Origin of the sequence: Enterobacter sp. 301B, assembly GCF_003850715.1 — a bacterium.
Lineage (GTDB): Bacteria > Pseudomonadota > Gammaproteobacteria > Enterobacterales > Enterobacteriaceae > Enterobacter > Enterobacter intestinihominis.
The window spans coordinates 1-23,433 of sequence record NZ_PQTC01000030.1 but is presented as its reverse complement, the minus strand read 5'-3'; the positions used below and the strand labels follow the sequence as shown (position 1 = coordinate 23,433).

The 23,433-nt window shown below is 53.1% G+C and carries 30 protein-coding genes; 3 read left to right on the top strand and 27 right to left on the bottom strand.

Going from position 1 to position 23,433, the window contains the following annotated elements:
• Position 1: 1 nt before the first annotated feature.
• The 23 genes from C3451_RS21520 to C3451_RS21410 all read right to left on the bottom strand — a co-directional run bounded on the left by C3451_RS21520 (position 2) and on the right by C3451_RS21410 (position 17,393).
• Positions 2-304 (bottom strand): hypothetical protein, encoded by a 303-nt coding sequence (locus C3451_RS21520; protein ID WP_100148729.1) that lies wholly within the window; start codon positions 302-304, stop codon positions 2-4.
• On the bottom strand, positions 304-891 hold the full coding sequence (locus C3451_RS21515) for a phage baseplate protein (protein ID WP_016247449.1): 588 nt from the start codon (positions 889-891) through the stop codon (positions 304-306). The genes C3451_RS21520 and C3451_RS21515 overlap by 1 nt, the downstream gene beginning before the upstream one ends.
• On the bottom strand, positions 891-2,900 hold the full coding sequence (locus C3451_RS21510) for a transglycosylase SLT domain-containing protein (RefSeq protein WP_100148730.1): 2,010 nt from the start codon (positions 2,898-2,900) through the stop codon (positions 891-893). The genes C3451_RS21515 and C3451_RS21510 overlap by 1 nt, the downstream gene beginning before the upstream one ends.
• Positions 2,890-3,066, bottom strand: coding sequence for a hypothetical protein (locus C3451_RS24630; RefSeq protein WP_024131618.1), 177 nt, complete (start codon positions 3,064-3,066; stop codon positions 2,890-2,892). The genes C3451_RS21510 and C3451_RS24630 overlap by 11 nt, the downstream gene beginning before the upstream one ends.
• Positions 3,067-3,077: 11 nt before the next feature.
• A complete protein-coding gene (locus C3451_RS21500) occupies positions 3,078-3,530 on the bottom strand; it encodes a phage tail assembly chaperone (RefSeq protein WP_045269847.1) in 453 nt (150 codons plus the stop codon).
• Positions 3,531-3,533: 3 nt separating this feature from the next.
• Entirely contained in the window at positions 3,534-3,974 is a 441-nt protein-coding gene (locus C3451_RS21495) for a DUF3277 family protein (protein ID WP_000257260.1), read from the bottom strand.
• A gap of 11 nt (positions 3,975-3,985) precedes the next feature.
• Positions 3,986-5,131, bottom strand: coding sequence for a DUF3383 family protein (locus C3451_RS21490; RefSeq protein WP_100148731.1), 1,146 nt, complete (start codon positions 5,129-5,131; stop codon positions 3,986-3,988).
• A gap of 3 nt (positions 5,132-5,134) precedes the next feature.
• Positions 5,135-5,680 (bottom strand): hypothetical protein, encoded by a 546-nt coding sequence (locus tag C3451_RS21485; protein ID WP_124304405.1) that lies wholly within the window; start codon positions 5,678-5,680, stop codon positions 5,135-5,137.
• Complete coding sequence (locus C3451_RS21480) at positions 5,673-6,077, bottom strand: head-tail adaptor (protein ID WP_100148732.1); 405 nt, start codon at positions 6,075-6,077, stop codon at positions 5,673-5,675. Before C3451_RS21480 ends, C3451_RS21485 begins: the two co-directional genes overlap by 8 nt.
• On the bottom strand, positions 6,077-6,583 hold the full coding sequence (locus tag C3451_RS21475; protein WP_100148733.1) for a hypothetical protein: 507 nt from the start codon (positions 6,581-6,583) through the stop codon (positions 6,077-6,079). Before C3451_RS21475 ends, C3451_RS21480 begins: the two co-directional genes overlap by 1 nt.
• Complete coding sequence (locus C3451_RS21470) at positions 6,583-6,999, bottom strand: DUF4054 domain-containing protein (protein WP_063927888.1); 417 nt, start codon at positions 6,997-6,999, stop codon at positions 6,583-6,585. Before C3451_RS21470 ends, C3451_RS21475 begins: the two co-directional genes overlap by 1 nt.
• Entirely contained in the window at positions 6,968-7,249 is a 282-nt protein-coding gene (locus C3451_RS21465) for a hypothetical protein (protein WP_100148734.1), read from the bottom strand. Before C3451_RS21465 ends, C3451_RS21470 begins: the two co-directional genes overlap by 32 nt.
• A 42-nt stretch (positions 7,250-7,291) precedes the next feature.
• Positions 7,292-8,233, bottom strand: coding sequence for a DUF2184 domain-containing protein (locus C3451_RS21460; protein WP_058690847.1), 942 nt, complete (start codon positions 8,231-8,233; stop codon positions 7,292-7,294).
• Positions 8,234-8,246: 13 nt separating this feature from the next.
• Complete coding sequence (locus C3451_RS21455; RefSeq protein ID WP_058690846.1) at positions 8,247-8,741, bottom strand: hypothetical protein; 495 nt, start codon at positions 8,739-8,741, stop codon at positions 8,247-8,249.
• A gap of 3 nt (positions 8,742-8,744) precedes the next feature.
• Positions 8,745-9,947 carry a DUF2213 domain-containing protein gene (locus C3451_RS21450; protein WP_100148735.1) on the bottom strand — a complete coding sequence of 401 codons (1,203 nt, stop codon included), beginning with the start codon at positions 9,945-9,947 and terminating at the stop codon, positions 8,745-8,747.
• A 262-nt stretch (positions 9,948-10,209) separates the two neighbouring features.
• Entirely contained in the window at positions 10,210-10,743 is a 534-nt protein-coding gene (locus C3451_RS21445) for a phage minor head protein (RefSeq protein WP_032629703.1), read from the bottom strand.
• A 70-nt stretch (positions 10,744-10,813) separates the two neighbouring features.
• On the bottom strand, positions 10,814-12,265 hold the full coding sequence (locus tag C3451_RS21440; protein WP_100148736.1) for a DUF1073 domain-containing protein: 1,452 nt from the start codon (positions 12,263-12,265) through the stop codon (positions 10,814-10,816).
• A gap of 5 nt (positions 12,266-12,270) precedes the next feature.
• Positions 12,271-13,884 (bottom strand): TerL protein, encoded by a 1,614-nt coding sequence (locus C3451_RS21435; protein WP_100148737.1) that lies wholly within the window; start codon positions 13,882-13,884, stop codon positions 12,271-12,273.
• Between the two features lie 198 nt (positions 13,885-14,082).
• Positions 14,083-14,685 (bottom strand): hypothetical protein, encoded by a 603-nt coding sequence (locus C3451_RS21430; RefSeq protein ID WP_100148738.1) that lies wholly within the window; start codon positions 14,683-14,685, stop codon positions 14,083-14,085.
• Between the two features lie 246 nt (positions 14,686-14,931).
• Positions 14,932-15,939 carry a tyrosine-type recombinase/integrase gene (locus tag C3451_RS21425; protein WP_100148739.1) on the bottom strand — a complete coding sequence of 336 codons (1,008 nt, stop codon included), beginning with the start codon at positions 15,937-15,939 and terminating at the stop codon, positions 14,932-14,934.
• A 76-nt stretch (positions 15,940-16,015) separates the two neighbouring features.
• A complete protein-coding gene (locus C3451_RS21420; protein WP_100148740.1) occupies positions 16,016-16,561 on the bottom strand; it encodes a hypothetical protein in 546 nt (181 codons plus the stop codon).
• A complete protein-coding gene (locus C3451_RS21415; RefSeq protein ID WP_047345201.1) occupies positions 16,558-17,088 on the bottom strand; it encodes a lysozyme in 531 nt (176 codons plus the stop codon). The genes C3451_RS21420 and C3451_RS21415 overlap by 4 nt, the downstream gene beginning before the upstream one ends.
• Positions 17,088-17,393 carry a hypothetical protein gene (locus C3451_RS21410; protein ID WP_052954575.1) on the bottom strand — a complete coding sequence of 102 codons (306 nt, stop codon included), beginning with the start codon at positions 17,391-17,393 and terminating at the stop codon, positions 17,088-17,090. The genes C3451_RS21415 and C3451_RS21410 overlap by 1 nt, the downstream gene beginning before the upstream one ends.
• A gap of 53 nt (positions 17,394-17,446) precedes the next feature.
• Between C3451_RS21410 and C3451_RS21405 the strand changes: the two genes are divergently transcribed.
• From C3451_RS21405 to C3451_RS21395, 3 genes are read left to right on the top strand one after another with little or no spacing between them, the layout of a single operon-like run.
• Positions 17,447-17,632: a hypothetical protein gene (locus C3451_RS21405; RefSeq protein WP_047345200.1), complete on the top strand. Its 186-nt coding sequence runs from the start codon at positions 17,447-17,449 to the stop codon at positions 17,630-17,632.
• 2 nt (positions 17,633-17,634) lie between these two features.
• A complete protein-coding gene (locus tag C3451_RS21400; RefSeq protein ID WP_047345199.1) occupies positions 17,635-18,045 on the top strand; it encodes a hypothetical protein in 411 nt (136 codons plus the stop codon).
• 37 nt (positions 18,046-18,082) lie between these two features.
• Positions 18,083-18,373 carry a hypothetical protein gene (locus C3451_RS21395; protein ID WP_047345198.1) on the top strand — a complete coding sequence of 97 codons (291 nt, stop codon included), beginning with the start codon at positions 18,083-18,085 and terminating at the stop codon, positions 18,371-18,373.
• Between the two features lie 514 nt (positions 18,374-18,887).
• Here the strand turns inward: C3451_RS21395 and C3451_RS21390 are convergent.
• Genes C3451_RS21390 through C3451_RS21375 form a run of 4 tightly spaced genes read right to left on the bottom strand, consistent with a single transcriptional unit; the run spans position 18,888 to position 23,135 of the window.
• Complete coding sequence (locus C3451_RS21390; RefSeq protein WP_100148741.1) at positions 18,888-19,691, bottom strand: antitermination protein; 804 nt, start codon at positions 19,689-19,691, stop codon at positions 18,888-18,890.
• The gene (locus tag C3451_RS21385; protein WP_100148742.1) at positions 19,688-20,548 is read right to left on the bottom strand and encodes a helix-turn-helix domain containing protein; all 861 of its coding nucleotides are present in this window, start codon (positions 20,546-20,548) and stop codon (positions 19,688-19,690) included. The genes C3451_RS21390 and C3451_RS21385 overlap by 4 nt, the downstream gene beginning before the upstream one ends.
• Positions 20,548-21,522, bottom strand: coding sequence for a toprim domain-containing protein (locus C3451_RS21380; protein WP_032666054.1), 975 nt, complete (start codon positions 21,520-21,522; stop codon positions 20,548-20,550). The genes C3451_RS21385 and C3451_RS21380 overlap by 1 nt, the downstream gene beginning before the upstream one ends.
• Entirely contained in the window at positions 21,519-23,135 is a 1,617-nt protein-coding gene (locus C3451_RS21375; RefSeq protein ID WP_032666055.1) for a DEAD/DEAH box helicase, read from the bottom strand. Before C3451_RS21375 ends, C3451_RS21380 begins: the two co-directional genes overlap by 4 nt.
• Positions 23,136-23,433 lie beyond the last annotated feature (298 nt).

Sequence of the window (23,433 nt, the reverse complement as noted above, 5' to 3'; positions counted from 1 at the left end):
CTTACTCCGTTGATACCAGTAAATGACTGCGGCCGCCCAGATCGGTTTTCGTCGGATAATCCTGTGTGCTGTCGTCACAGACCACCACCAGCTTAAAGCCGAGCCCCATATAGCCGTACTGCGCCAGCAGGTCAGCCCCCGTTACGAGAGGAATACCGGAGATTACCGGCTCCCCTCTGTCGTTCTGCAGGTCCAAAATCCAGTACAGATCGCGCCAGGTGATGCTAACCCGCCAGGTGGTCCCCGCAAGGATGATGCTGAATTGCTGGTTATCCGCTGTCAGCGGGATTTCATGAATTGCCATTAGCCGAGCCCCAGTAATGACGCCGCGTTACCCGTGATGCTTTTCAGCAGCGAGGTATTTGGCGGCTTTGTGGTTTTGTTGCCGGTGTTCAGTACCGCCGACGTGCTGGCCCCGTCCTTCATGTTGGTTTTATCCGCAACGGTGATCTGCTGCGTCTGCGAGATAAGAACCTCTCTCAGAGTGAGGACGGCAGACAGAACGTTTTCGGTTGTCTTGTCTGTCGTCACTTCCAGCGCGCGGATCAGCATGTTGCTGTACAGCCGTTTGCCGGTCACCACATCGAAAGGAATACGGCTCGCCTGCAGGTCGAGTATCTCCTGATACGTCTGCTGGGGACTCAGCCCGAGCAGGCTGGTAGCCGTCAGGTTACTGGCAAAATCCAGCAACGATCCGCCACCTGCGAAACCGACCTCCATCACCACTTCAGACGGTTTTTTGTAGGCATGGTCGGCGATGGCGGCCCCGACCTCGACAGGGTGCTCTGTTATCTCCAGCGTGTCGGTATGCTTCTCAGAAACAACCACGCTGGGGACAATCATCCCTATTTTTCGGCTCTGCTGCTGAAAGAGCGTAGAGAGAATATCCATTAACCCACCTTCGTTTGATTACCGCGCATGACCTGGGCGTTTGCCGACTGCTGCCGACGCTCGACCTCGGTACCGACAGAACGCGGATCACCACCACCGTAGATGTGATAGGTGTTCTGTTGCTGTACCTGAGCACCGGGCGCGGGCATGTTGCTTAACACCTTCGGAATGTAGTTGCGGGTTTCCTGAGGCATAAGGGCCATCCCGTGCTTCTGCACGTTCCCGATCCCCCAGTTATAAGAGGCCAGCGCCTTGCTCAGGTCACCGCCGTTCGCCTGCAGCAGCTGTGAGAGATACTTTGCGGCTGCCTGCGCGGCCTTCTCCGGGTCGAAAACATCATTCCCGCGCAGCCCCATGTCGCGCGCCGTGCCGTCCATAAACTGAAACAGACCTTTAGCGCCAGCGCCTGAAACGGCGAACTGATTACCGCCCGATTCCGTGATGGCCACGCTGCGCAGCAAACCTTCCGGAAGCCGGTAGAGCTGTTCCAGGTTGGTAAGCATCGGCTGCATCCATCCCAGCAGTTCAGAGCCTGCTTTGGTTGGCTGTGGCCGCTTGACTGACTGGCCGAGCTGTTCAGGGCCATCATCACCAAACCAGCCGCGCACCGTTCGGCCCACGCTGCGAGGATCGAATCCCCAGTGCTCTTTAATCCAGTCGGCGGTACCGTTGGCGCTGTCAGTAACCATCGGCATCGCTGACGGATTTTCGCTGCCCTGATTAAGCATCTGTTTGCCGATGCTGGCGGCATCAGCCCAGCGGCCATCTTTAATGGCGTTGAGCAGGTCGGCGATCATATTCAGCATTTTGCTGAACTCGCCCATCTGGTCGATGAAGTTGCTGAAATCCCACTTCAGGGACCATGATTTGGGGTCAATATTGAGCAGCTTCGCCAGCGCTTTCGCCAGGTCGTTAACGGTCGTTTTAAGGTCACGAACCATCTTCAGAGCGGCGTCGACTTCCGGTTTCCACTTGCCCCAGTCGATAAGGCTGTCGCCGCCCTCCTTCCAGGTCTGATAGTCCTCCCACAGGAGGGCAATCCCCGCCGCCAGCGCGGTAATGAGGCCAATCGGCGACATCCAGAACGTACTGTTCAGAATGCGCAGCGCAATCGTCAGCGCACCAAACAGCGAGATGAGCTCCCGCGTTTGCTTATCCAGCGATTGCCACCAGGTGATAAGGCTGGATGTCCCCTCAATAAGTCTGAAGAACAGCCGCCCGATAATGTCCCCGAGCGCCAGAATGCCTTTAATGGCTTTCGTCAGGGTTTGCTCGATGCGCAGGAAGTTATCCAGGATGTGGCGGCGCAGCGTGTCCAGCGAACCCGCCAGGCCACCAGCAAGATTAGAGCCGATTTTGTCACGGGCCATGCCTGCCATCGCGCCGAACTCGCGCAGGGAGATCATGAATTTGTTGGAGCTTCTGGCCGCCTCGTCAGCATTAAAGCCGATAGCTTTCGCCATTGTGCTGTACTGCCCGGAGAAACCACCGACACCCCGGCGCATCGCCATGAGGGTATTTTCATCAATGCCCAGCATCTGCGCATACTGGTTGGCCCGGTAGTACGGCATGCTGCTGAGCTTCTGGCCGACACCCGTAAAGATAGCGGCCATGTCGCGCATGTTACCGCTGGCGTCACGGGTCTGTACGCCCAGGCGATTCAGGAATCCTTCCGCGCCGGGATTGTTACGCACAAATCGGGAGAGGCTTTCCAGAGAGGAGCGCGCCGCGTCTACGCTGCCGCCCACCTGCGAAACCGCATAGCCAATAGACTGAATCCCCTGTACCGTCGCGCCGGTACGCTGTGACGCCCAGTAGAGATTATCCAGACCGGAGGCGATCTTAGCCGTGAAGGCCACCACGGTAAGCGCGGCACCTTCGACGGCCAGCCCCATTTTGATAGCGTTTGCGGTCGTGCCGGCGAGGACTGAATCGAACTTTTCCGCGCCTGCTTCGTCGATATCAAAACCGAGCGAGACGAGGAAATCTTTAATAGTCTCAGCGTTCATTATCCTCTCTCCATTTCTCTATACGGCGCTGGTTGTCAGCCTTAACGGCCAGGTGGTCATTCATCAGCGCGATATCGCACAGATCGACAGATCCATCCTTCAGCGCGTAATAAGGGATTAACCCGGCGTCAACCGGGTCAAGGAGATAAGACAGCCCGTCAGGCAGGCTGTTGAGGGTTAGCCCTGAGGCTGGTCCGCCGTCGCGCTGGTAGGGCTCACGGGCAAAAAATTTCCCAGCGAATCGGCGACCACCCGCGCCACCAGCTGCAGCATGGTAAGCAGGTCGATATCATCGAACATCAGCTGACCGCTGTTAAATACCGGCGTCCATCCGTCCATGTGCTTACGTGATACTACGGCCAGGCAAGGATGAATAATCGCGTTGGTGTCTTCTTCGGTCAGGGAAGACAGTTCCTCAGCGATACGCGGAAGCAGGGTTTCAAATACCGGTTTCAGCTGATCGAATTTCACGGTGTCGATTTTGCCATCAGCAGGCAGAAGGGAGCGAATGCTCCCGAAATCTGACATCATGCCCGCCAGCACCGGCAGCAGTTTGCGGGTCACTTTCAGCTGGTCAAAAACGCTGAGTTTTGCCACGCGGTAATCGTGGCCTTTGATTGAGCATTCCATCTGTTAAAACTCCCCGAGAACCTGGTCGATTTTGCCGCAGTCAAACACCCAGGGCATCGTATTACCGGCTTTAGCGTTGGCGTTATCCGGCTGTTTCTGGAACGCCACGCTGCGCGCCGTGATGATGTCTCCGCTCACCTTGTTGCGGATCACAATGACGTTGTTTCCCCAGGTGCCTGAGGACTGACTCTGCGCGTTGTACGCCAGCGACAGCTTTTTGTTTGTCGGCGAGGTTTTCAGCAGGTTGACGGTTACCGTGCCGCTTTTATCCGCGTGCAGGCTGTGCATCACTTCGCCGTCAGCACCGATGGTCATGGTGTTTTTGGGGCCGCCCATTGCAACGGTGATCCCCTCCTCTGAACTGGCGGAACCGTAGCCCAGATCAATCTCGCCGGTCGGGCCGGAGAGGGACGCCGTAACGTCCATAAAAGAATAAGTAGCCATTCATGTTCTCCTTAGCGAACGACGTTGATCTGAACATCAGCGAAATGAACCGCACCCGCCAGCTTACAGGCCACCTGAATAACCGGTGCCTTACGGGCTTCGCGGTCTGCCTGCGCCTGCTCGGAAATCGGCTGTGCGTAGACGTAATAGCCTTTTGTCAGCGTATCGCCGGAATCCAGCTGCCCGATCGGGCCGCCGTTCCATACACCGGCAGCCACCAGCCCGTTTGTGACAGACTGATCCATTGACTGTTCGACATTGGAAAGGAGGCGCGTAACGCCAGCATCGGTCTGTGGGACTTTGGTTGTGCTGGTGTAGAGCAGGTTATACAGGTTGGTCTGAACGTAGTTCTGCAGCCAGTCGAGCCCGTGGCGTTCATCGAAGAAATCACCGCTGGACATGACGCCCTGCTGCAGGATTGCCGTATCGTTCTGGTAGTACACAAACACGTTGCAGTTCTTGGCATCCAGCGCCGCCGCCTGATTGGTGGTCAGTGTTTCATGCGTGATCCCCGGCTCCTGTTTGAACTTCAGGGTAATGGTGGTGTTGCTGCCGTTGAAATTCACGGTAAACGCGCGGCCAAACGCCGACAGCGCGGCGTACTTGCTGCTGGTGGAATACTGCACAAACGTGCGAGCGTATTTTGCAGCCTTCAGCTTGTAAGCCAGATCGGTTGTCGATGTCGCATCAACTGAGGCCGGGTCTGCAGTGGTAATCGCCAGAATGCGGCTGAGACTGGAAGCCTCGATCGCTGCGGCCACACTCAGCCAGTCGGCATCGTCGATATCTTCATCGTCTGCCACGGCCAGGCCATACCAGTTCGTGTAATTCAGTACGGCGTTCACGGCCTGCAGCAGCGTTTCCGTCGAACCGCTTTCAGCCGATGCCAGCGTTTTCGCCCAGCGGCCGACATAGACCTGCTGAGGCTTCGGTGATTGCGAGAAATACACCGTAGCGGCTTCATATTCCGGGCTATCAACACCGAAATCTGTGCCGATATCTTCGGGGGATGAGTAAAGGCGAATACGCTCAGTAACCGGGATAACCGTAGAGCTCCCGAGAATGAGCAGCGAACCAAAGTTTCGACCAGTAGCCGCACGCGGCCCAATGATCACGTCGACATTGACGACGTTTGATACAGGTAATCCCTGCGGCATAATTTAGTCTCCGAAAAATGAGACGGGCGCATCTTGCAGCGTCCGGACGTTATAGGTACGAATGTTTTTGCGAGAAAGCGTAATCGTGAGGTCGTATCGCCTCACCCACTGGTTGTTAATGAGCTCTGGCAGGTTGTAGATAGTCCCGGCATCCACCAGCGAAAGCCCCGAGCGGTTCAGCTCGGCGTTGTTCTGCTCGACGAATATCCCCGCGCGGAAAGTTGATGCAATGTTGGCCCCCAGAGGGCCGTAAAAGCAGCAAATCACCGTGACCTGCTCCCATGTCCATTGCTGGGACTGTTCTTCCGAAACCTGAACATCGGACTGACTTAACGGCTGGGGAACGGTAGTGATACCGAAGGCGCACCACGTCACCCCGTTGTTGGGGATCTGCGGCTGCGGGTCAGTCCATCGGGGGAAAACAAGCGCAGCCGGCAGGCCAGAAACACCACGAATCCACCGGCTGATTTCACGCTCAAGCGCCTCGTCGTATTGGGGGAGATCCCCGACAGGCGTCAGATAACCGCGCGCGGTGCTGTCGTTACTCAATTGGCGTCCCTCCGTTAAAGTCCACCAGCTCACAATGTGCCTGGACGAATCCGGCACCGTAACGGGTGTACGGGTCGACGAACGTCACGCGATAGTCGCGTCCGCTATAGGTCACGATATCTGCATCAAGTCGCGGGGAGCTGTCTGTACCGGGCTGGCCCTGGGTTAATCTGAACTGCGTCACGATGAGGATCGCGCCGCTAATATTCTGGCCTGCTGCCATTCGCCTAGCTTCCAGAGAACGGTCAACCGTCACCACGCCAGAGAACGGGATATCCTGAGCTGTGTTTTTCGTGAAATTGTCCTCATCCACCGTCTGAACCTGCCGGTGACATACCAGACTGGTGTCCATGAAGTCGGGATCGAGAAGAACATCGCTCACATCGAGAAGAGGCATTATTTTTTCCTCACGACGTAGTTAATTGAGCGCAGCAGGTAACCGTGGGCATACAGCGGCTTGTCGCCGGGAATGCCTTCGGCGCGTCTGCGTTCGAGGGTTTTCTCAGAAAGCGGGTGCAGTCGGTCGCCAGCACCGATAACAGCTTTTGCAGCATCACGGGCAATCTGTCCGGCGCTCTCCAGCTCACGCACTGCTGCTTCAGTCTGCCCCTCCAGCGCGGCGGTTGCCGCTGCCTTGAGGTGTGCAGTGGTTCGGGGTTTTGAATCCTCGATCCCCATATCCAGAAAAGGACGCGGGGGGAGCGTGACCGTTGTACCGTCGATTTCCACCGTTGCGCCTGTCGAGTGGAGGTAGCCCAGTTCCGCGTTATTAATCGGAGAGCCATCCTCACGCCCTGCCTTGTCCTCAGGTATTCCCACCAGCACATCCATTCCGGATAGCTGCCAGAGGGATTCCAGAACAGCCACGGCGTTGTCAGCGCGAACCGTTAACCCGCTTTTCATTATGGTGTCCCCAGTTGTATCGCTCCTGCACCGAATATCATGAGGTATTCCCAGAATTCGGAACCGTAGCGAGTGTTATTCCAGAACCCGGCATCAGGATTAAGCGTCACACTGGCGTCATAGCTGACAGAAACCTTATCCACCGACTTTGATGTCTGAACACCACTGTTAGCACCACCAGCGCCCCCTACGGACGAAGAGCGCATGTCAGCGGCATAAAGTGTCATGTAATGCGCCACGAACAATTCAACGACATAGGGAAAAATATCCTCCCCAAACCGTGACTCGCTCATCAAAACATCTGCCAGAGCGAGGCGGGCCTGTATCATCGTGGTGGGAAATTTGGTTTCATCAGCGAATTGCGGGAAATCAGTGCGGAATTTCTCAGGCGTCGGCAGGCTTTTGTTTTTTGCCATTGGCTTTAGCCTCTGCAAGTTGCTCCTCAAGCTCAGCAATGCGGGTTGTCTGCTCTGCCACCAGCGCTTCCAGCTCAGCAATACGCGGATCATCTGCCAGCGCAGGGGCTTCGCCATCGGGCGAACAATGTGCTTTCACAAACCAGTGATCAGCAACGTCATTTTCAACGTCATGAAACCCGGGGGTAAAAGCCTTGATGCTGGCTCCATCGTTAAAGTTAAACGCCGACAGCACATAGATTTTTTTCATAGCAGTTCCTCAGGAAAGCCCCCGTTTCCGGGGGCTACTGGCTTAAATGCCGTCCATGTAGTTAAGGGTTTCCGGATAGACCGGTTCAACAGCACCCAGCTTTCCGTAGTAGGTTACGAGCTGGTAGATACCGCGATACTGGATGGGCACGCTCTGCAGGGGAACCATAGGGAAGCGCACAAACTTTTTGTCGTTCGTGTATGCGACCATACGATCTTTGTTTGCAACGCCACGGCCGATGGCCCATTTCACAGGGCGGATATTCAGCGGCTTGCCGTTCTGGTGGAAAGCAATTGTGTTGGTTTCCAGATAGGTCAGCAGTGACTGATTACCTGCAGATGAAACGATAGTGCTTGCCAGGAAAGAATATTGGTCTGGCGGGATCAGCAAGTCTTCCGGGACTTTTGAATATGCGGAACGGGTCCACGCATTGCTCAGTACCTGGTTAATGCTGGCGCGGATTTCGTCAGGGGTAGAAGTCGCCCAAGTTTTCGCCGCGTTCGTTGGGGTTACCTGAGACAGGTTCAAAAGCCCCTTTGCACCTTTTGCAGCGTCTCCGATATACACCTGCTCATCCGTGTCCATGTTCCATTTGAGCTGCATGCCGTCGTACTTCTGGGTGTCAATCGGACGGCCAACCTGAGCGGCGGCGGCGAGTTCAACCACGGTCCAGCCCAGCTCCATCCCCCACAGTTCCAGAGGAAAGCCTGTTTTTGTGATATCGACATTCAGCCCGGAGATGGCAGTAGCTAACTGGTTGATCCAGTTCTTGCCGTTTGCGTTCGGAGAGCCAGCGGCCGCAAACGTGGTGTTGGTGAAAGAGCTCATCTCGTCCGCGATAGAAACATCTTCACGTAGTTCGATATCGCGGCTCCACGTCTGGGAGGTCAGCGGCAGGTTCAGCGTCTGGTCGAGTCGCTCCAGCTCGTGAACCAGAAAAGCACCAGTGCTGTCGACTGTTGCCTGATCAAAGGTCATTGGCATTTGTCATGCTCCCTTAAATGTTATATGCCAGTTCAATGTTGCCGTCGGCGTCGCCGGGACCATTGAAATAGGCGTTGGTGATCTGAACAGTGTTTGTATCGTCCGCAGCAGCGAGGAAAGCGCCCAGCGGGCTTGCTGCGGTCGGAGTGCCGACGCGCATAAATACCGGGGCATAGAGAGCAACAGCAGAGGCGTCACCGCCGATATTGACCGTGACATAACCGCGTTTCAGGTTATCGCCGGCAAAGTTGTAGCCGGTGCCAACCTGGCGAATCTTGTCGGGCTGCGAAGCCGTCGGATAAGGGCGAACAAAAATCCCCGCCAATACTGTCACCGGGTCAGCTGCCTCGATGGGAACAAACTTACCCCCGACAATCTTCCCGCCCAGCCCATACGCAGGGAATGGTTTAGTCGCATCAAGAATATGCGGCTCTACGGTTAAATCCTGTGGGCGTGAAATACCCCCGGCAATGCCCGCAGACATCCGGTAAAGAATGGTGTTAGCCATGTTTTAGCCTCGTTTAGCCCAGAGTTCTTTCGCGGCTTTATTGATTTCCGCGATAGATTTTGTGGTGTTGGTGGTCATCGTGCGGAAACTGTCTACAGTCTGCGCGGCGGTATTGCGGTTTTTAGCCAGCTCAGAAACGGCATTGAATGCCATATCAACAGTGGCTTTTTTCAACTTTTTAACATCAGCATCGCCCACGATGGAACGAACCAGCATCTGATCGGCAGAAGCCAGAACCTGACGTTTAAACGCAGTTGGTTTCGCCTTCGCCGGGAGTTGGATGCCTGGCTGAATCAGATCAGCGCGATAAGCAGCATCGCCAGTAACCGCCCCCTCCTCCTCACCTTTTTCGTCTTCATCTTCATCAACCGTCGCTGGATTGGATGGGGTGAGTTTTGCCACGGCCTCAATGAGCGCTTTACCCCACGCAGGGATATCTTCTTGCGCATCAGTCGTGACAGGCAGCGTTGGCGCAGGCATCGGGTTTTGAGGTGAGAGGTTGATAACCACCCCTCCAGGGGTCATGGATGACGTCACATCGTCGTTATCACCAGTCATATTTTCTGGTGGGTTATCGATCAAGTTCGCCATTTCGGCGGCGTCGTTGGTTTTACGGGCCTTTAAAAGCCGGGTAAACCAGTTTTTAGTAGTGCTCGGCATAGCGTCTCCCAGTGCACAACGTGAACCAGCCCGCCCGTTAGGGACTAAGGCCAGGTGATTACCGGTGATCGCATATTGCTCTGCGACACCCGGCGAGATTTGACGGTAGTCGGCGTCATAGCCACAACTAACCTCATCGTCTCCGTCTTCAACCGCCTGAATAGCTTCCGGCGTCTTGACGATGACATCAGCCAGCAGCAGATCAGAGTTTGCCCCCTCTCCGCGTCTGACATTCTGAATGTGACCGTTTGCCAGCCTGCGCCAGTTTTCCGGCGTGACAAAAATGATGTTGCCGCCGAAGTCTTTCGGGTGGCCTATAGTGACGTTCATCCCCTCGAACGACGCGATAGTGCGTTCACTAAATACCTCTTCAGGCGTTCGGCGGACAATAATCAGCCCGTCGCTGTCAGGGGTTAATTCAGGCAGCTCTTGCGCGCCATAAACCTGTTCTCCGGTTCGACCGATAGGTACGTCTTTGAAAAGAATCGAACCATCGGCCAATTGAAAACGGGTGTTCCCAAGACGGGTTTTAAAGAAATATTTCATTGGTTACCTGCTTGATTACGGGCAACAAAAAGGCCGCCCAGTGGCGACCTTGTGAGATTGGGAAAAATGATCGAAATAACGGTCTATTTAACATAAGGGTTCTTACCCGCACCGACGAAAATGGACTCGATTAAAATGTCCCCTTAAAGCCGTAAAAGTAGCGATTAACTGGGCTAAAAATCGGCCTTTTCGAATGCAACATTTTCATAACATTTCTCGGGTATTGCAGTTCGCATGAAATGAATGCTCAAAGCCGTATTTTTCATTTTCTCGGTGCAGGAATCTGTACTTCAGGCCAGCATTTGCAGTTCGGCAAACATCCGGCGTGTCCGGTCATACCGTCCAGCGTCGGCGGGTTATCCCAGCGCACAAATTTATCTTTCATCTTGCGGTGAGAATCGCGCGTTCCGGCCCCCTCGATACGCCACCAGTAGCCCTCTGATCCAACCGAAAGGGCTCTGGCCTGCGTCAGCGCGCCGGTAGCTCGTCCAATCTCTGTACGGGCAATCAGCTGCGCCCTGCTGGCGGCCACGTCACCAGAGGCCATGATCATCTCGTAGAGCTCGTCCGGACGTTCACCAGTGATAACCGCCTGCATTGCGCGCTGTTGTATGTCCATCACGCGATCGGCTGCTTCCAGCGGCAGGGACTTCATCAGCTGAATCTGGCGGTACACAATATCCTGGGCCACCTGCCCGACGGGGGTATTACCCACCACATCGCGCAGGCCAGCGCCAATTTCCTCTGACACCGATTTCCACTGATTCCATTCCTCCTGCTCGACCTGGGCAAACATCCTTCGCCCGACATGCTCTGCCCAGTCGCTGATTACCTCGGAATAGTCCACCAGCGTTTTCGAAATGCTGTCAGCGCTGGCCTGTGAACCATCGTAGGTACCATCGACGATCTGCCCTATCTGGTTTGCTATCGCCAACAGGCTTTTGCGGTACTGGATTTCCGATCGTCGGCGGAGGGATGGTTTCAGATTCATCCTCCTCCCACTGGGACTTCGCATTGTTAATGTCCTCGTCAGTGATTGATGCACCAATACCCGTCACGCGCGCCGTTTCCCTGAGGTCGGTAAGTGCGGCTGCAGGAGGCATTCCAAGTTCACGCACAGCAGTAGCCAGCGCGTTAGTGGTGTTGGTTGCAACGGTTGAACGATCAACATCTGACATCTGCCAGAGGGGATTAAATTCGAATGCAAAATCGGCTGGCAATGGTTCGCCAAATTCAGAACGATGGAGGACATCATAAAGGAGCCTGACAGGCGCTCTTAAGACGTTTTCCTGAAGAGCACCGATATCGTCGTAGTAATTCGCCAGATCAGCATCACCCGTTGAAAAACCTTTCGGCGATTGGCGAAATAACCGAACAAGGGGGATGCCTACGGCACCGGCAATATCTTCCTTAAATTCACTCAGAAGGTCTGATAATCCAGCAAAAGTATAGGAATGTGTCTCAAAAGTATCTTCTGAATCAAAAAGAGACATTCCCTCATTTGTCTGGAACTCACGAACCATATCCATCTGTTTTATTAGTGCTTCTAATGGCTTCCCGCCCATCGCGATGATTTCGCGAAGCTTCTTGATTTTTGCTGTTCGCAAATGTGCTTTGTAAGCCAGCTGCGCAGCACCAACGCTCGTGCTGTCATACGATGTCAGGCGGTCAAAGACTCTCTCAACAACAGACATCCCCCACTCATTTTCCGTGAGCGCCTGCTGATACGGGAGGGTAATTCCATCCATTCGAATCAACCGGCTGTAGTTCACTGTCCAGGGGGGAATACCCTGCGCAGAAGTAACGATTTCGTAAGTTTCGGGTTTACCAAGCTCAGGCCCGAGTTTTTTGATGCGTCGTCCGAGATTAGGGTTAATCATCCAACGATCGAGAACAGCGAGGCCTTTAAAGCTGCCTTTTCCCACTTTATCCAGTACCAGCGGCGTCAGGGGTGCCTGTCCCTCAATGAGGATTAGCCCAACGGCACCACCATACAGCCTGGACCATTTCAGGATCAGGTTCAGCCGCTCCCAGAGTTTTAGCTCTTCAAATCGGGCCTCCAGAATCCCCCGCCGCTTTGGGTCAATTTCGCTGGTTATTCTGGCCCCTTTTTTTGTCATATCGTCGGGCTTTGCATCAACAGCTGCGCCGATGATCCATGAGGAACGATACGCCCATTCCAACAGCAGACGATTGCGGCTGGTGTAATTGGCTCGATAAGTTGACGCTGCATGCTGATTTGGCTGCTGCATGCCAACTCGCGCGACAAAGTTATCGTAAGAGTCGGCTGTGGCAACTCTTCCTGTTTTTTTCGCCATAGCTTTTATGCTCCGAGCTTAGTCCAGATATCGAGAGAGGAATCCATCGGCGCGTAGTTAATCATCACGGCGTCGGCGAGGTTTGGCGATTTTGTACCTTCCGGCTGTTTATCCACGAGGATTTTACCGACGGCGTTTTTCGACCACGTAGGCTGTGAAAGCTCCATCAGCAGGCGGTCAATATTTTCTATCTCGCTGCTTAAAGAAATGATTTCGTCGGGGTTGTAGTCCATCCCGTTCAGCGCGCGGAAGGTGTTCCGAAACAGCTTGCGAAGATGCCACCAGCTCTGTGCTTTCGCGTTCGCGAAGAAGTCTTTATTCAGGCGTGCCGCTTTACCGTTATCACCAGGAACGGCTTCATCTTCCGGATCGAATACGCTACCGCTACCACGGAAAGGCGTAGCTGTGACTGTTCCCCGGCCTTCAGCCTGCCTGAGCTCGTTTATCACGCGAGCATCGCCACGCGCACCAGCACCCAGACCGTCCTCATCGAAACGGAACTCATCAAGACCGTAATCGTCACAGTACCCAAACGATTTAACGACAGAGGCGTAGATGTCGCTGCCAATGCCAGACCATTCGTGAACGTTCTGCAAAAGGAAGCCATAGCGGCAAGAAAAGCCGTTTTTGTCTTTCCCTTCGTCTGCGATATCCATTGCGCCGAGGCGCTGGCCGCTGGGCTGAATACCCAGTTTGATATGCGCGTCGACGGCAGCCTGTACCCATTCAGAAGGAATGAGAATCCCCTCTGTGGATGCGCTGTAGTTCAGGTCCAGTTCCTGAGCAACGATAATCGGATCATCAATTTTCAGACATTCGTTGCGGTACCACTCATCATCCTTGCGCGGGTCGCTGCGCCAGTGGAACGTAAACACCGGGATATTTCCGCTGTGGCGCTTACGGGCAAACGGGTTATTCATGCCGTTGACGGATGAGAGGTCAATCCGGCAGCGGGTCGTCTGTGAGAGCGCGGCATCAATAAGTAACGGGCGTTGGAGAAACGCCGATTCATCCACGAAATAAAGCGTGGTGCGGTCACCACGCCCTATGTTATTGCCAGCCTCTCCCTTAATGACCGCGCCTGTGTCCGGGAACTCCACACGCATGTAAGGAGCATGTTTTTTGTCACTCCATGAACCGCGAAATTCTACCGGCAGCAGCTCGACAAACTTACGCGCTTTCCAGAACAGTGCTTTCGGGTCGCCGGTACTGTCGACATATTCCTCTTTACGGGAACCGAACCCGATCACCATTTCTTTGTTGAACAGGCAAAGTGAACAGGCCAGGCCGATAGATGTCCAGCTCAGCCCCATTTCGCGGCTTTTTTCTGTCAGTCCATGCTCAAGACTGGCGCGCCTGTCCATGATCCAGTTAATCCATTCCTCCTGGCGGGGGAACAGCAAAAACGGGATGGTGGCAGGTAGGCCATAATCGAGGTTACGCGGGTCCGTCGTCATGCCCCAGTCGATGATGAACTGGGCTGGGTTAGTGCGGTAAAACTCACGGAGTGCCGGAAGCATTTCAGGCGCTTTCCTGATCCGCTCCAGCCTCTCCATTCTCCACTCAAACACGGCTGTATAGTCCGGTTTGCGGAAGTCAAAGGGGAACGGGATCGGCACAGAAAAATTCCTCAAAAACGCCCCGATTTAACATAATGGTCGTTACCCGCACTGGCGCAACAGCACCCATCACGCAAACGGCGTGAAGCCTCTGTTTTGAACAGAAAAGTGGTCAAATCGAGATGAATAAAATGTGCATAAAACGGGTCAAAAAGTGCATAGCGTTTTTACGGTTCGAAACGCCTGTTTTTGCAATTTTCAGCCCAGGTATTTTTTGTAGATATCTGCTGCTTCCTGCGGGGTCAGGTTCGCCGCGTCGGCTTTGGCTGCCTCGTCCATATTGTTGAACGATTCGAAAATCTTCGGTGCTTCCAGCTCCATAAGCAGGGTTGCCGGAACTTTTATCCCCTCAGCCTCAAGCAGCTGCGCCGCCTCCAGCGCGGAGTATTTCCCGGCCACCTTGTGTTTCATCACCTCGCGAAGCACATCACGCTGACGATCCTCTTCCCCATAAACACTGCGGCCGAGTCCAAGTGCTTTGGCAAACACCGCAACATCATTGTGCGTTGGCAAAACATCCTCGACGGTTGTTTTCAGTCCATCAGAGGATTTGGTGACAATCTTTCGCTTCCGAATGTCCAGGCTTTTACCTGCAACGTTGTTAATTTTTTCCATCAGAACTTCGCGAGCCTCGGTAAAGGCACGATTAAAGTCGGCATGTTCCTTGCGCCAGTTACGGATAGTCGCCTCGTCAATTTCCAGTCGCTGGGCAACCATACGGTTTGAGATCTTGTTACGGGCCAGAGCCATATCAATAACGATACCGACGTAGGCCTTCTTAAAGCTATTTTTACGGGCCATACGCTTACCTGAAATCGAGTGCTGTTTATATTTTGTTCAAAATTATTTTTACGCATTTTGCGTGCGGAATAATTCTGAGAAAAAATCTGCTCCGGGGCCGCAAGCCTGCTGGGTTTAAGTGCGGAATTAAAAACGTCAAAAAATGCGGAGTTATCGATTTTCCGTAAAAACTGCGATTTAATGCCCGGAGGCCGCGCAGAATGGGGAGATAGTGGATCGCCCTAATATTTCCACTATGTGGATAACTCAGTCGTCCAAATCCATCTCCACCACTTCACCGAACAGATGACCGTAAACGTCCATTGTGGTTTTGATGTTCGAATGCCCAATAAGTCGGGAAACCTTCAGAATATCGACGCCTTTGTTTGCCAGGCGAGATACAGCAAAGTGGCGAAGATGATGGAATCGTTTAATGCCATAGTCGTTCAGGGTTCTGACGAGAACGCCCTGAGTGCCGTAGCTGGTAGCGAGGCATGCGCCGGTAAACTGGTTGCAGATAAGAGGCTCAGAGGTACCGAGTTTACTTTTATCCAGCAACGCGAAAAGCTCACGCGGCATCCTTACCCGGCGCTCCACGCCTCTTTTCAGCCCCTCATGTATAACGCCGTCAACAACATGCCCCCGGATATCGATCCAGTCAGCTGACACGTCGTTATAAGTAACCGCCAGAGCCTCACCGATGCGCAGGCCACAAATCCCGAGCCAGCACGCGATACGCTCACGAACTGGCGCGTTATTCAGTAGCTCCCTGACCGATGATGATGGCGGTATGGTGATGGGTCGACGCTTCCGGCGCGCGGGACGGTCAACAGGGTTAAAAGTGATGAGCCGCTTTTCCACCAGCAGGAAGAAAGCCGAACGAATCCAGCGATGGCAGCCGGTGCGAACCGAATCAACGATATCGCGATGGCTGATATGGAGAATATTTTTTTCCAGTATCGGCCCGTCTACAGCAAGTAGATCGTGACGGCATTTCGCATATGACGACAACCGAATGATATTTTTTTCCAGCTTACCGGCCTGATACCCCAGATAAAACAGAATTAACTTTCGGAAAGTCCAGGAATGGTCTATTCCGGTCCAGCTGGCAGTTCGACAATCCAGCTCGATATTCTGTTTTTGCCAGAAAAGATGAGCGGCATCATCAATATTCTTAAAAATGCGGCGGCGTCCATGACCGGATTTTTCATCCTTCCAGTGGACGTAATATTTCGATTGTCCAATGGCATCATTGGATTCTTTTATCGAAGCCATGCTGAACAATCCTCACTCAAAAAACATTATCAAAGCCACTCAGTGAATGGCTTTTGTAATGTCATGCTGGCAATAATCATTGCCTGTCCTTCTCGATCTGGCGTATTCCAGCCAGCTGAATATTCGCTTTTTCGATAGCGGCCAGCAGCGGCTTGATCCAGAGAACAGCCTGGCAATAGGTCAGCGCGCTGGCGGTAGTGGTGCTATCACCGGCTGCGTCAGCGTTCCCGGAATCGGTGAGCATTGCGCTGGCACGTAAACTGTTCGCGTAGCTGAGCAGCCCACCAGCGACATCAGCAGGAACAGGCAGATTACAGGTTTTTTCACGATGGAGAATCTCCCTATATTCGATAACCGTGCTATCGGAGCTGACATCAATAAGTGAGTTAAGTCGGCTGGCGTTTTCGGCCACCTGGTTAAACCGGTTGAAGTTGAAAGCTTGAGCAGCGATAACCGTCCCCTGCAGGTTATTGTCACTGCGCAGAACGTCATTATCACTCTTCAGCGTAGCAACGTCAGAGCGGCTGTTTGCCAGCAGGATGCACAATACAGCAGTAACAATCACCACGGCCACCAGCACTATCCAACGCCATACGGATTTAATATCGGCAAAGGTGATCATTGCAGACCATCCATACAGAGCTGCTTCTCTGCCTCACGACGAGTTACCAGCCCTGGCAAGATTGTTTTCCCAGCGTATACCCATCGGGGGAACTGGTTACATGCTGAGGGCCAGGCTTTTGGACCTTCACGCAGGAATGCATAAAGTGTCGATTTACGCATTGTCCCGCAGCCGATGTTGAACGTAATCGACGTCACCGCCGAAAACGTGTCATCACTGAGATTTCCCCCGTTACCGTATGAGTTAACACAGCGTTCAGCGTCGAGAATATTTCGTTCCCAGTCAGCAGCAATCTGCGCATCTGTCTTTCGCACGCCAGTTTTTACACCGTGAGTATTGCCAACCCCATCAGTGAGTTTTGCAGCCGGACAAAGATATGGATCACGGCGACAACCTTCCGCATTACCGATTAACTCCAGACCACGCTCATTCGTTCGGACGTTACCATTGCCCAGCACTATGGCGATAATCGCTGCAACAGAACAAATAGCGCCAACTGCGCCGCCCTTTTTAGCCAGTTGGGCCATTATTCACCTGCCTTTGTCAGTGCATCCGCGACAACGCTGACCGCAGCCGGACGCTCGGATTTTGGTTTATCACTAACTCCATCGAGATAATCGCGAATCATCTTCGTTCGCTTTTCATCCTCTTTTCTGCGCCGGCGCGCATCAAGACGCCCATTGACGTAAGACACCAGCGAGATAATCAGGCCAACCGCCCCGAAGAACATGTAAACCATGTCCTGAGTTGTGAAGCCCAGTGCAGCGGCAAGTGTTCCCAACCACGCAAAGAACTGCGTGAATATGTTCCCTGAGTGATCGTTCATTTTCATGTTCTCTCACCTCGCAGTGTGCGGGTGCTGTGTGTAGGGGTCAGGCTCTCGGTATGAATTTAACGATGAAGCTCATCGGTGAGGGTTACCGGAGCCTGAAAAAGAAAAAGGCCGCCAATCGGCAGCCTAAAGAAATTTTAATGCCGGGGTTTTTATCCACGCCCGGCGCGTGGTTTCCCAGCTTTCCACAGGCAAAGGAAATTGCTAAATTGTTTATTCCACAGACAATTAGGGAATAACCATGGATGTAGGATTACTTATCGCGTCCCTTAAAAACGGGATCGGCGCGCTTTCTGCTGTGCAGAGTAACGAGGTCCTGCGCGAGCGCATCGCTTTCATTGGAGAGCAGATCGACGTACTTCAAAAAGCCCATGCTGCCACCATAGAAGAACTTGCCGAGGCGAAGGCCAAGTGCGTAGAACTTACGAAGGAAGTAGCGGCTTACCGGGCAAAGGATGAGTTTGTCGAGCACATGGGCGCGGCCTTTAGAAAAAATCCCGCGGGTGGGTATATCAGCGCGGTTTATTGTCCCAACTGTCTTAAACAGGTCGGTAGCGGGTTCGATGACTTTCCTTACCATTGCGGCTCCTGCGGCTGGACTTCACGATTTGAAGGAAGGGAAATTGATAACGTGATGAAAACTCTTCCGTAGTACCAATGATAACTATCACAACTCTGGAGAATTATTTATGAGCAGCATGCTTGACCCACAGAATTACAATAAAGAAATGCGTGAGAAAAAGATTGACTTGATGCTCTCAGCCATGGGGCCAATGAATGAGAAGTCGGCATTTCTTTTGGCTTTAATGATCAAACACTCAGATGACCCAGCCGCAACAATTAGAGAGATCGGAGACTGTATCGAGGCGGTCTACGGCGCGGGTGAAAATACTGACACATCTCAGGGGTCAAATTTTAGCGAGATGAGGCTGATGTACCACAGTGCCATAAGCATCTATCATAAAATTAAAGACATTTAGCAAAGCAAACCCCGTGATGATGCGGGGTTTTTTTTTGGGGCAAACAACGCAAAAGCCCCACGGGTTAACCGCAGGGCTTGATGATCATTTCTTAAAAATGTCTTCAGTGTCAAAGGTTTCTATATGAATTGGCTCACCAATATCCACTATTACCCTGTAGATGGAAAAATAGTCGTGGTAGCAAGTGTTACGGGGTAGGCCAACAATCTCTCTTGCTCTTTGCTTCGCATTTTCTACGGAAGAAAACACCCCCAATAGATGCGACGGAGAATCCCTATAGCCACCCTCTAAGATTATTACAACGCTCATGCCTAATCACCATTCAAGTCTTTGCTTCTATGCCTTTAGTAAGGCTCACACATTAACAATACGTGGACTATGGTGTTTATTGGTTAATTAAAATCAACAAAAAACCCGCTCAGAGGCGGGTTTGATTTCATGCAGGCGCAATAACCTACGTTCTGAAGCATACACGACAAGTTCGGACAAAATCAAGCTTAATGTGGCTAATATGCTAAATTTTGTTCACATCATCACGATAGCTCGTTGCGTCCTGAAATGCCGAGTCTGCTTTTTGTTCTTCTCTGTAGCAGACGTCGACAAGCCCCTCCAGAAACGGTTTCCAGTTACGGGTCCACGTTCTGATGTGCAGATCCGGGACTCGCTTCAGTATCGCTTTATAAGCTGCAGTAGACGGCACCCCAGAAAATCCATTTCCGCTGCAGCGCTCGCAGGTTTTGAACACCGGCGCGCCACGCTCACTTGTGGCTTTGCGGTCGAGCACCTCACCTTTTCCGCCGCAACGGCATCGGGCCAACAGCTTACCTTTACCGTTACATGCCGCGCATTTACGCTTGACCAGTTCGTGCTTGATTTTCGGCGGGACGATTTCCATTCCGTCAGAGTTGAAGACTCCAGGATATTTGATCACATCTTCATACTGAGAGGTTAATCCGCTGCCGCCGCAGCTGTGACACGTCACGCTGGTTTCCGCTGAACGGGAGTATTCGGCAAAGGCGAATTGTGCGAGCACCAGCATGCACCAGCCAAACTCGCCTGCTGCTGCTTTACGTACATTCCTGGGCGCTGATTCCATTGCATGACGCGCCAGAGCCTGTACAACCAACTGCTCATCGCTTTTGCTGATCCCGGTCTTACCAAAGAAGGCAGCCAGACCAAACCGCGCTCGGCTGCTGGTGGTACCAATGGCCGCCATAACATCGGTGCCAGTGATACGATCCGGAGAGGTTCCTTTCACGTCGTCGCTGATGTGCATTCCCTGAGGGCTAAAGTGTTTTAGTGATGCCTCCAGTTTCATTCTTCACACTCCCCTACCAGGTTAAGAATCACCGCCGCGCCGTGGTCTTCCATGAATTCGTCCTTTCCACTGTCAAGAAACCAGTGACATACCTCCACGGCTTCGACGCGCGTTACGGGTTTGATGGCAGCAAGCAATTTTTCAAGGTAGCGCTCGCGGTCATATACCGATTCGTGATGCTCGGAGTAACCAAACTCATAGCCCTGCTCTTTAGTTGCAGTGTGGCGAACGCTGTAGAGCCAGTCCCAGTAAACAAACTCACGAACAACGTCAGAAAGCGTATTGGGCTCTGGCAGTACATCACGATAGCCTTCAACAAATGCCCGGCGCTGTTCATCAATTTCGTTCATACGGCTGCCGTTAATGCTGCCAGCTTTCTTCTCGGCCGGAGTCCATCCCCAAAGGTGATCGTCGATAAATTTCGGGGAAGACTTGATTACTCGCTCGGCTTCCACATCTTCGAGAGCTGCCTCATAGCTGCCGAACGTGGCCCTGACTGATGCTGCTTTTTTGATGTCCTCCCGGGCGTTCCTGATTGCCTGTGCCGGGTTATCTATGCCGATGGTACCGAAAGCAACCTGGAAAGGATCGCCACCATTCGCCAGCAAATAACGCGCGTAACGTTCCTCGGCCTCTTTAGGGGAGATTTCAATTTTCTCCAGCGCGGCTTCGGCTGCGTCCAGATGTGCGGGTTCGTTCAGACGGATCACCTCCAGCACCCAAAGATAAGCGTCAGTTTGCTTATGCCCGGTGATTCTCCGTTGCTCGGGCAGAGGCTTGATGTTTGCGAGGGCGGAGCTGTGCGCTGCCGTCGGGATGGTGAATAGTGCTTTATGTTCGTTGTTATCAGTACGCATTACGCAGCCGCCTTTTTCTTGAAGAAAACCACCTCACGAACCTGATCGCCGTTCATGAGCATGTCGTTAAAATCCCCGTTATCCGGGTAGTAGATGCTGATTTTTTCCAGGTCATTTTTTGCCAGTAAGTTGGCATGGGCGCATTCCGTGGCCGCAGCCAATCCGGTGGCGCTGTTTACGTCTCGATCTGCGAAAATAATCAAATTTTTCACACCTGCAGGAACACGGAATTTCTTCATGAATCCGCTGGTCATGGTGGCCCAGGTGTTAACGTTGTACAGCTGCTTGCAGGAAAGAGCCGTTTCGATACCCTCGGCAATTCCGAGGGTCGTCGCTACCGGGAACATGCGAATAGCGACGGAACGGGCATGATCCAGATAGCTTTCGTCCTGAAGAGATTTCTGGCGCTTCGCTCCGGCAGAATCCCTTAGTTGGGCTTTCTGATTGCCGTCCAGTAAAGTTCTGTGCAGATAGCAAAGCTCGCCTTTGTCGTCAGTTGCGAGTGAATACAGACACTGGTAAACCTTACCGCCGTAGCGTTGTTTATCATTGAACTTCACCGCCTCTTGTGGGAGCTGATAAATTCCCCTGGCCTGCAGATAATCCGCCCCGGTAGTTCCTTTCAGGTTGACCAGTTTCGAAAATTTGGACAGAACCCGATCTCGGGCGCTTACTGCATCTGAAGTGCGCGGGAAGGCTTCGCGGGTAAAGTTATTACCAATCAGCTGGTCTATTTCCCTGCAAATTTCATTGAATGGCTTCCCTTGTGTCAGAGTGACAAGCTTCATTCCGTCACCGCTGCCGCAGGTACAGATCCATGTTCCCCGGCCGTCCCGGTCATCAATACGCAGCTTTCCCCGCGCACCACATACCGGACACTCGCCTTTAAAGTGATTTCTGGCATTAATGGGAGGTAACCCGAAGTGCTCAAAAATCATTGCCCATTGACCTTTTGCCGCTTCTGCCGTCTTCATGCTCGTTTTCCTAACTGCTGTTTGATATCGCTAATCGCTTTCTGTGCTTGCTGTACTGAGGATGGTGCTGCCGTGCCTGATGCCTCCTGCAGGCGCTTGGCCTTCTCCTGCCCTTTCGCATACGCAATCAATTTGTGCCGGATGAAATTAGAGACGGTCGGAGTGATCTCCATCGGGAAATCACTCAACCCGTTAGGCCACTCGTCAAACCGTTCGCGAAAGGTGTTTGCGCACCAGCCATCGCTGACGGGCTTTTTCCCCTGCGATACGCGCTGGCGTTGATAGAATTTGATCTGACTCCACCAGGCCTGTTTCTCTGCCTTAGTGGGCTGATGCTGGTTTTTACCCAGCTTTTTGAGTTTGCGGCCAGTGTCGGTATCAACGTCCTCACCGCCCAGCGGCTTATGCCCACATTTCGGGCATACATAGACGCCAGCAGGCTTCATGAAGTGGCATTGCGAGCATTCGTGAGGCAGCTTTTCTGCTCGTTCCTCAGCTGCGCGGCGCGCGCCCTCCTCCATCCCGTCTGATTTACCCGGAAGATCGTCATATTCGATAGAGTCTGGATAACCCAGGCGGTGCACGGTGCCACTGTGATCGAAGATGAGGCAGGACTCTTTACCCGGAGCGGTGCGCAAGCCACGCCCGAGCGCCTGCAGCCAGCGAATTTCGCTTTTTGTTGGCCTGGCGTAGATGATGCAACGAACGTCACTATCGAAGCCGGCCACCAGAACGCCCACACTAACGATGATTTTCGTTGCACCGGTTTCAAAGCGGTGAATGATGGTCTGGCGTTCATCCACTGGAGTGTCGGCGGTCATAACCTCAGCGTTAACACCCGCCAAGTTAAACTGGATTGTCAGGTAATTGGCGTGGGCTACGTTGACACAGAAAGCGATGGTAGGCAGATCCCGGCCATTCTCCAGCCAGTTCTGTACGATGTCGCCCACCAGCGTAGAGCCGCACATGATTTCAGCCAGCTGCGTTTCGTTGTAATCGCTCCCGTACTCAAGCGATGCTTTGGTTTTAACTCCTTTCAGATCCGGCTTAGTTGGCGCGTAAAATTCGTATTTACTCAGATCGCCACGCTGGATTAACTCGCCGATGGTGGTCGGTTTAATCAGTCGGTCATAGTATTTGCCCAGGAACGGGGAAAACGGAGTACCCGACAGGCCAATCACCTTTACGCCTTTGCCGCGCAGACGTTCGATATCCTTCAGGATGCGCTTTTTACGCAGGTGTGCTTCGTCGATAATCAGCAGATCAATATTTTCAGGAAAAACACGACGAATAAGCGTGTCGGCGCTGGCAATCTGAATTTTCCGGTCCGGATCGTAGTTCGGGTGATCCGCCCAGATATAACCGATTTCATCCCCCGGTAATCCATACTCCACGAACCGATTAGCCGTCTGACCGATCAGGATGGTGTACGGTGCACAGAAAAGGACGCGCATACCACGGCTGACAAACCCGGCAACGATGAAGGCGGCCAAACCCGTTTTACCGCTACCGGTTGGCGAATACACCATGAAGGTGTCGTTTGCCTTCCAATCACGGCGCAACATGTTTAGCGCTCGTTCCTGTGCAAAATTCGGCGTGATCGTCAGCTCCATTGTGCAACTCCCGTGCTGATGAGATAATAATTTTGTGATGTGGTTTTCATGGATTCCCCCTCACATGGCTGGTGGCCTCCCCAAAGGCTGCCAGCCTCCCTTCTGATTCAGCTCCTCTGAAAAATCACTCTTCCAGGAAGAACCATTTTCGTTTCTCAGCGCCTGAGCGCTCCGTACTACCTTGCTGATACAGGCGTTTTTTTAAATTGCACCCTTAAGACAGTGATCTACTTAACCAATGGATCTCTCCTGTTGGAAAAGACCCTATTCCTGCCCCTACACCCAATCCCCCCTTACC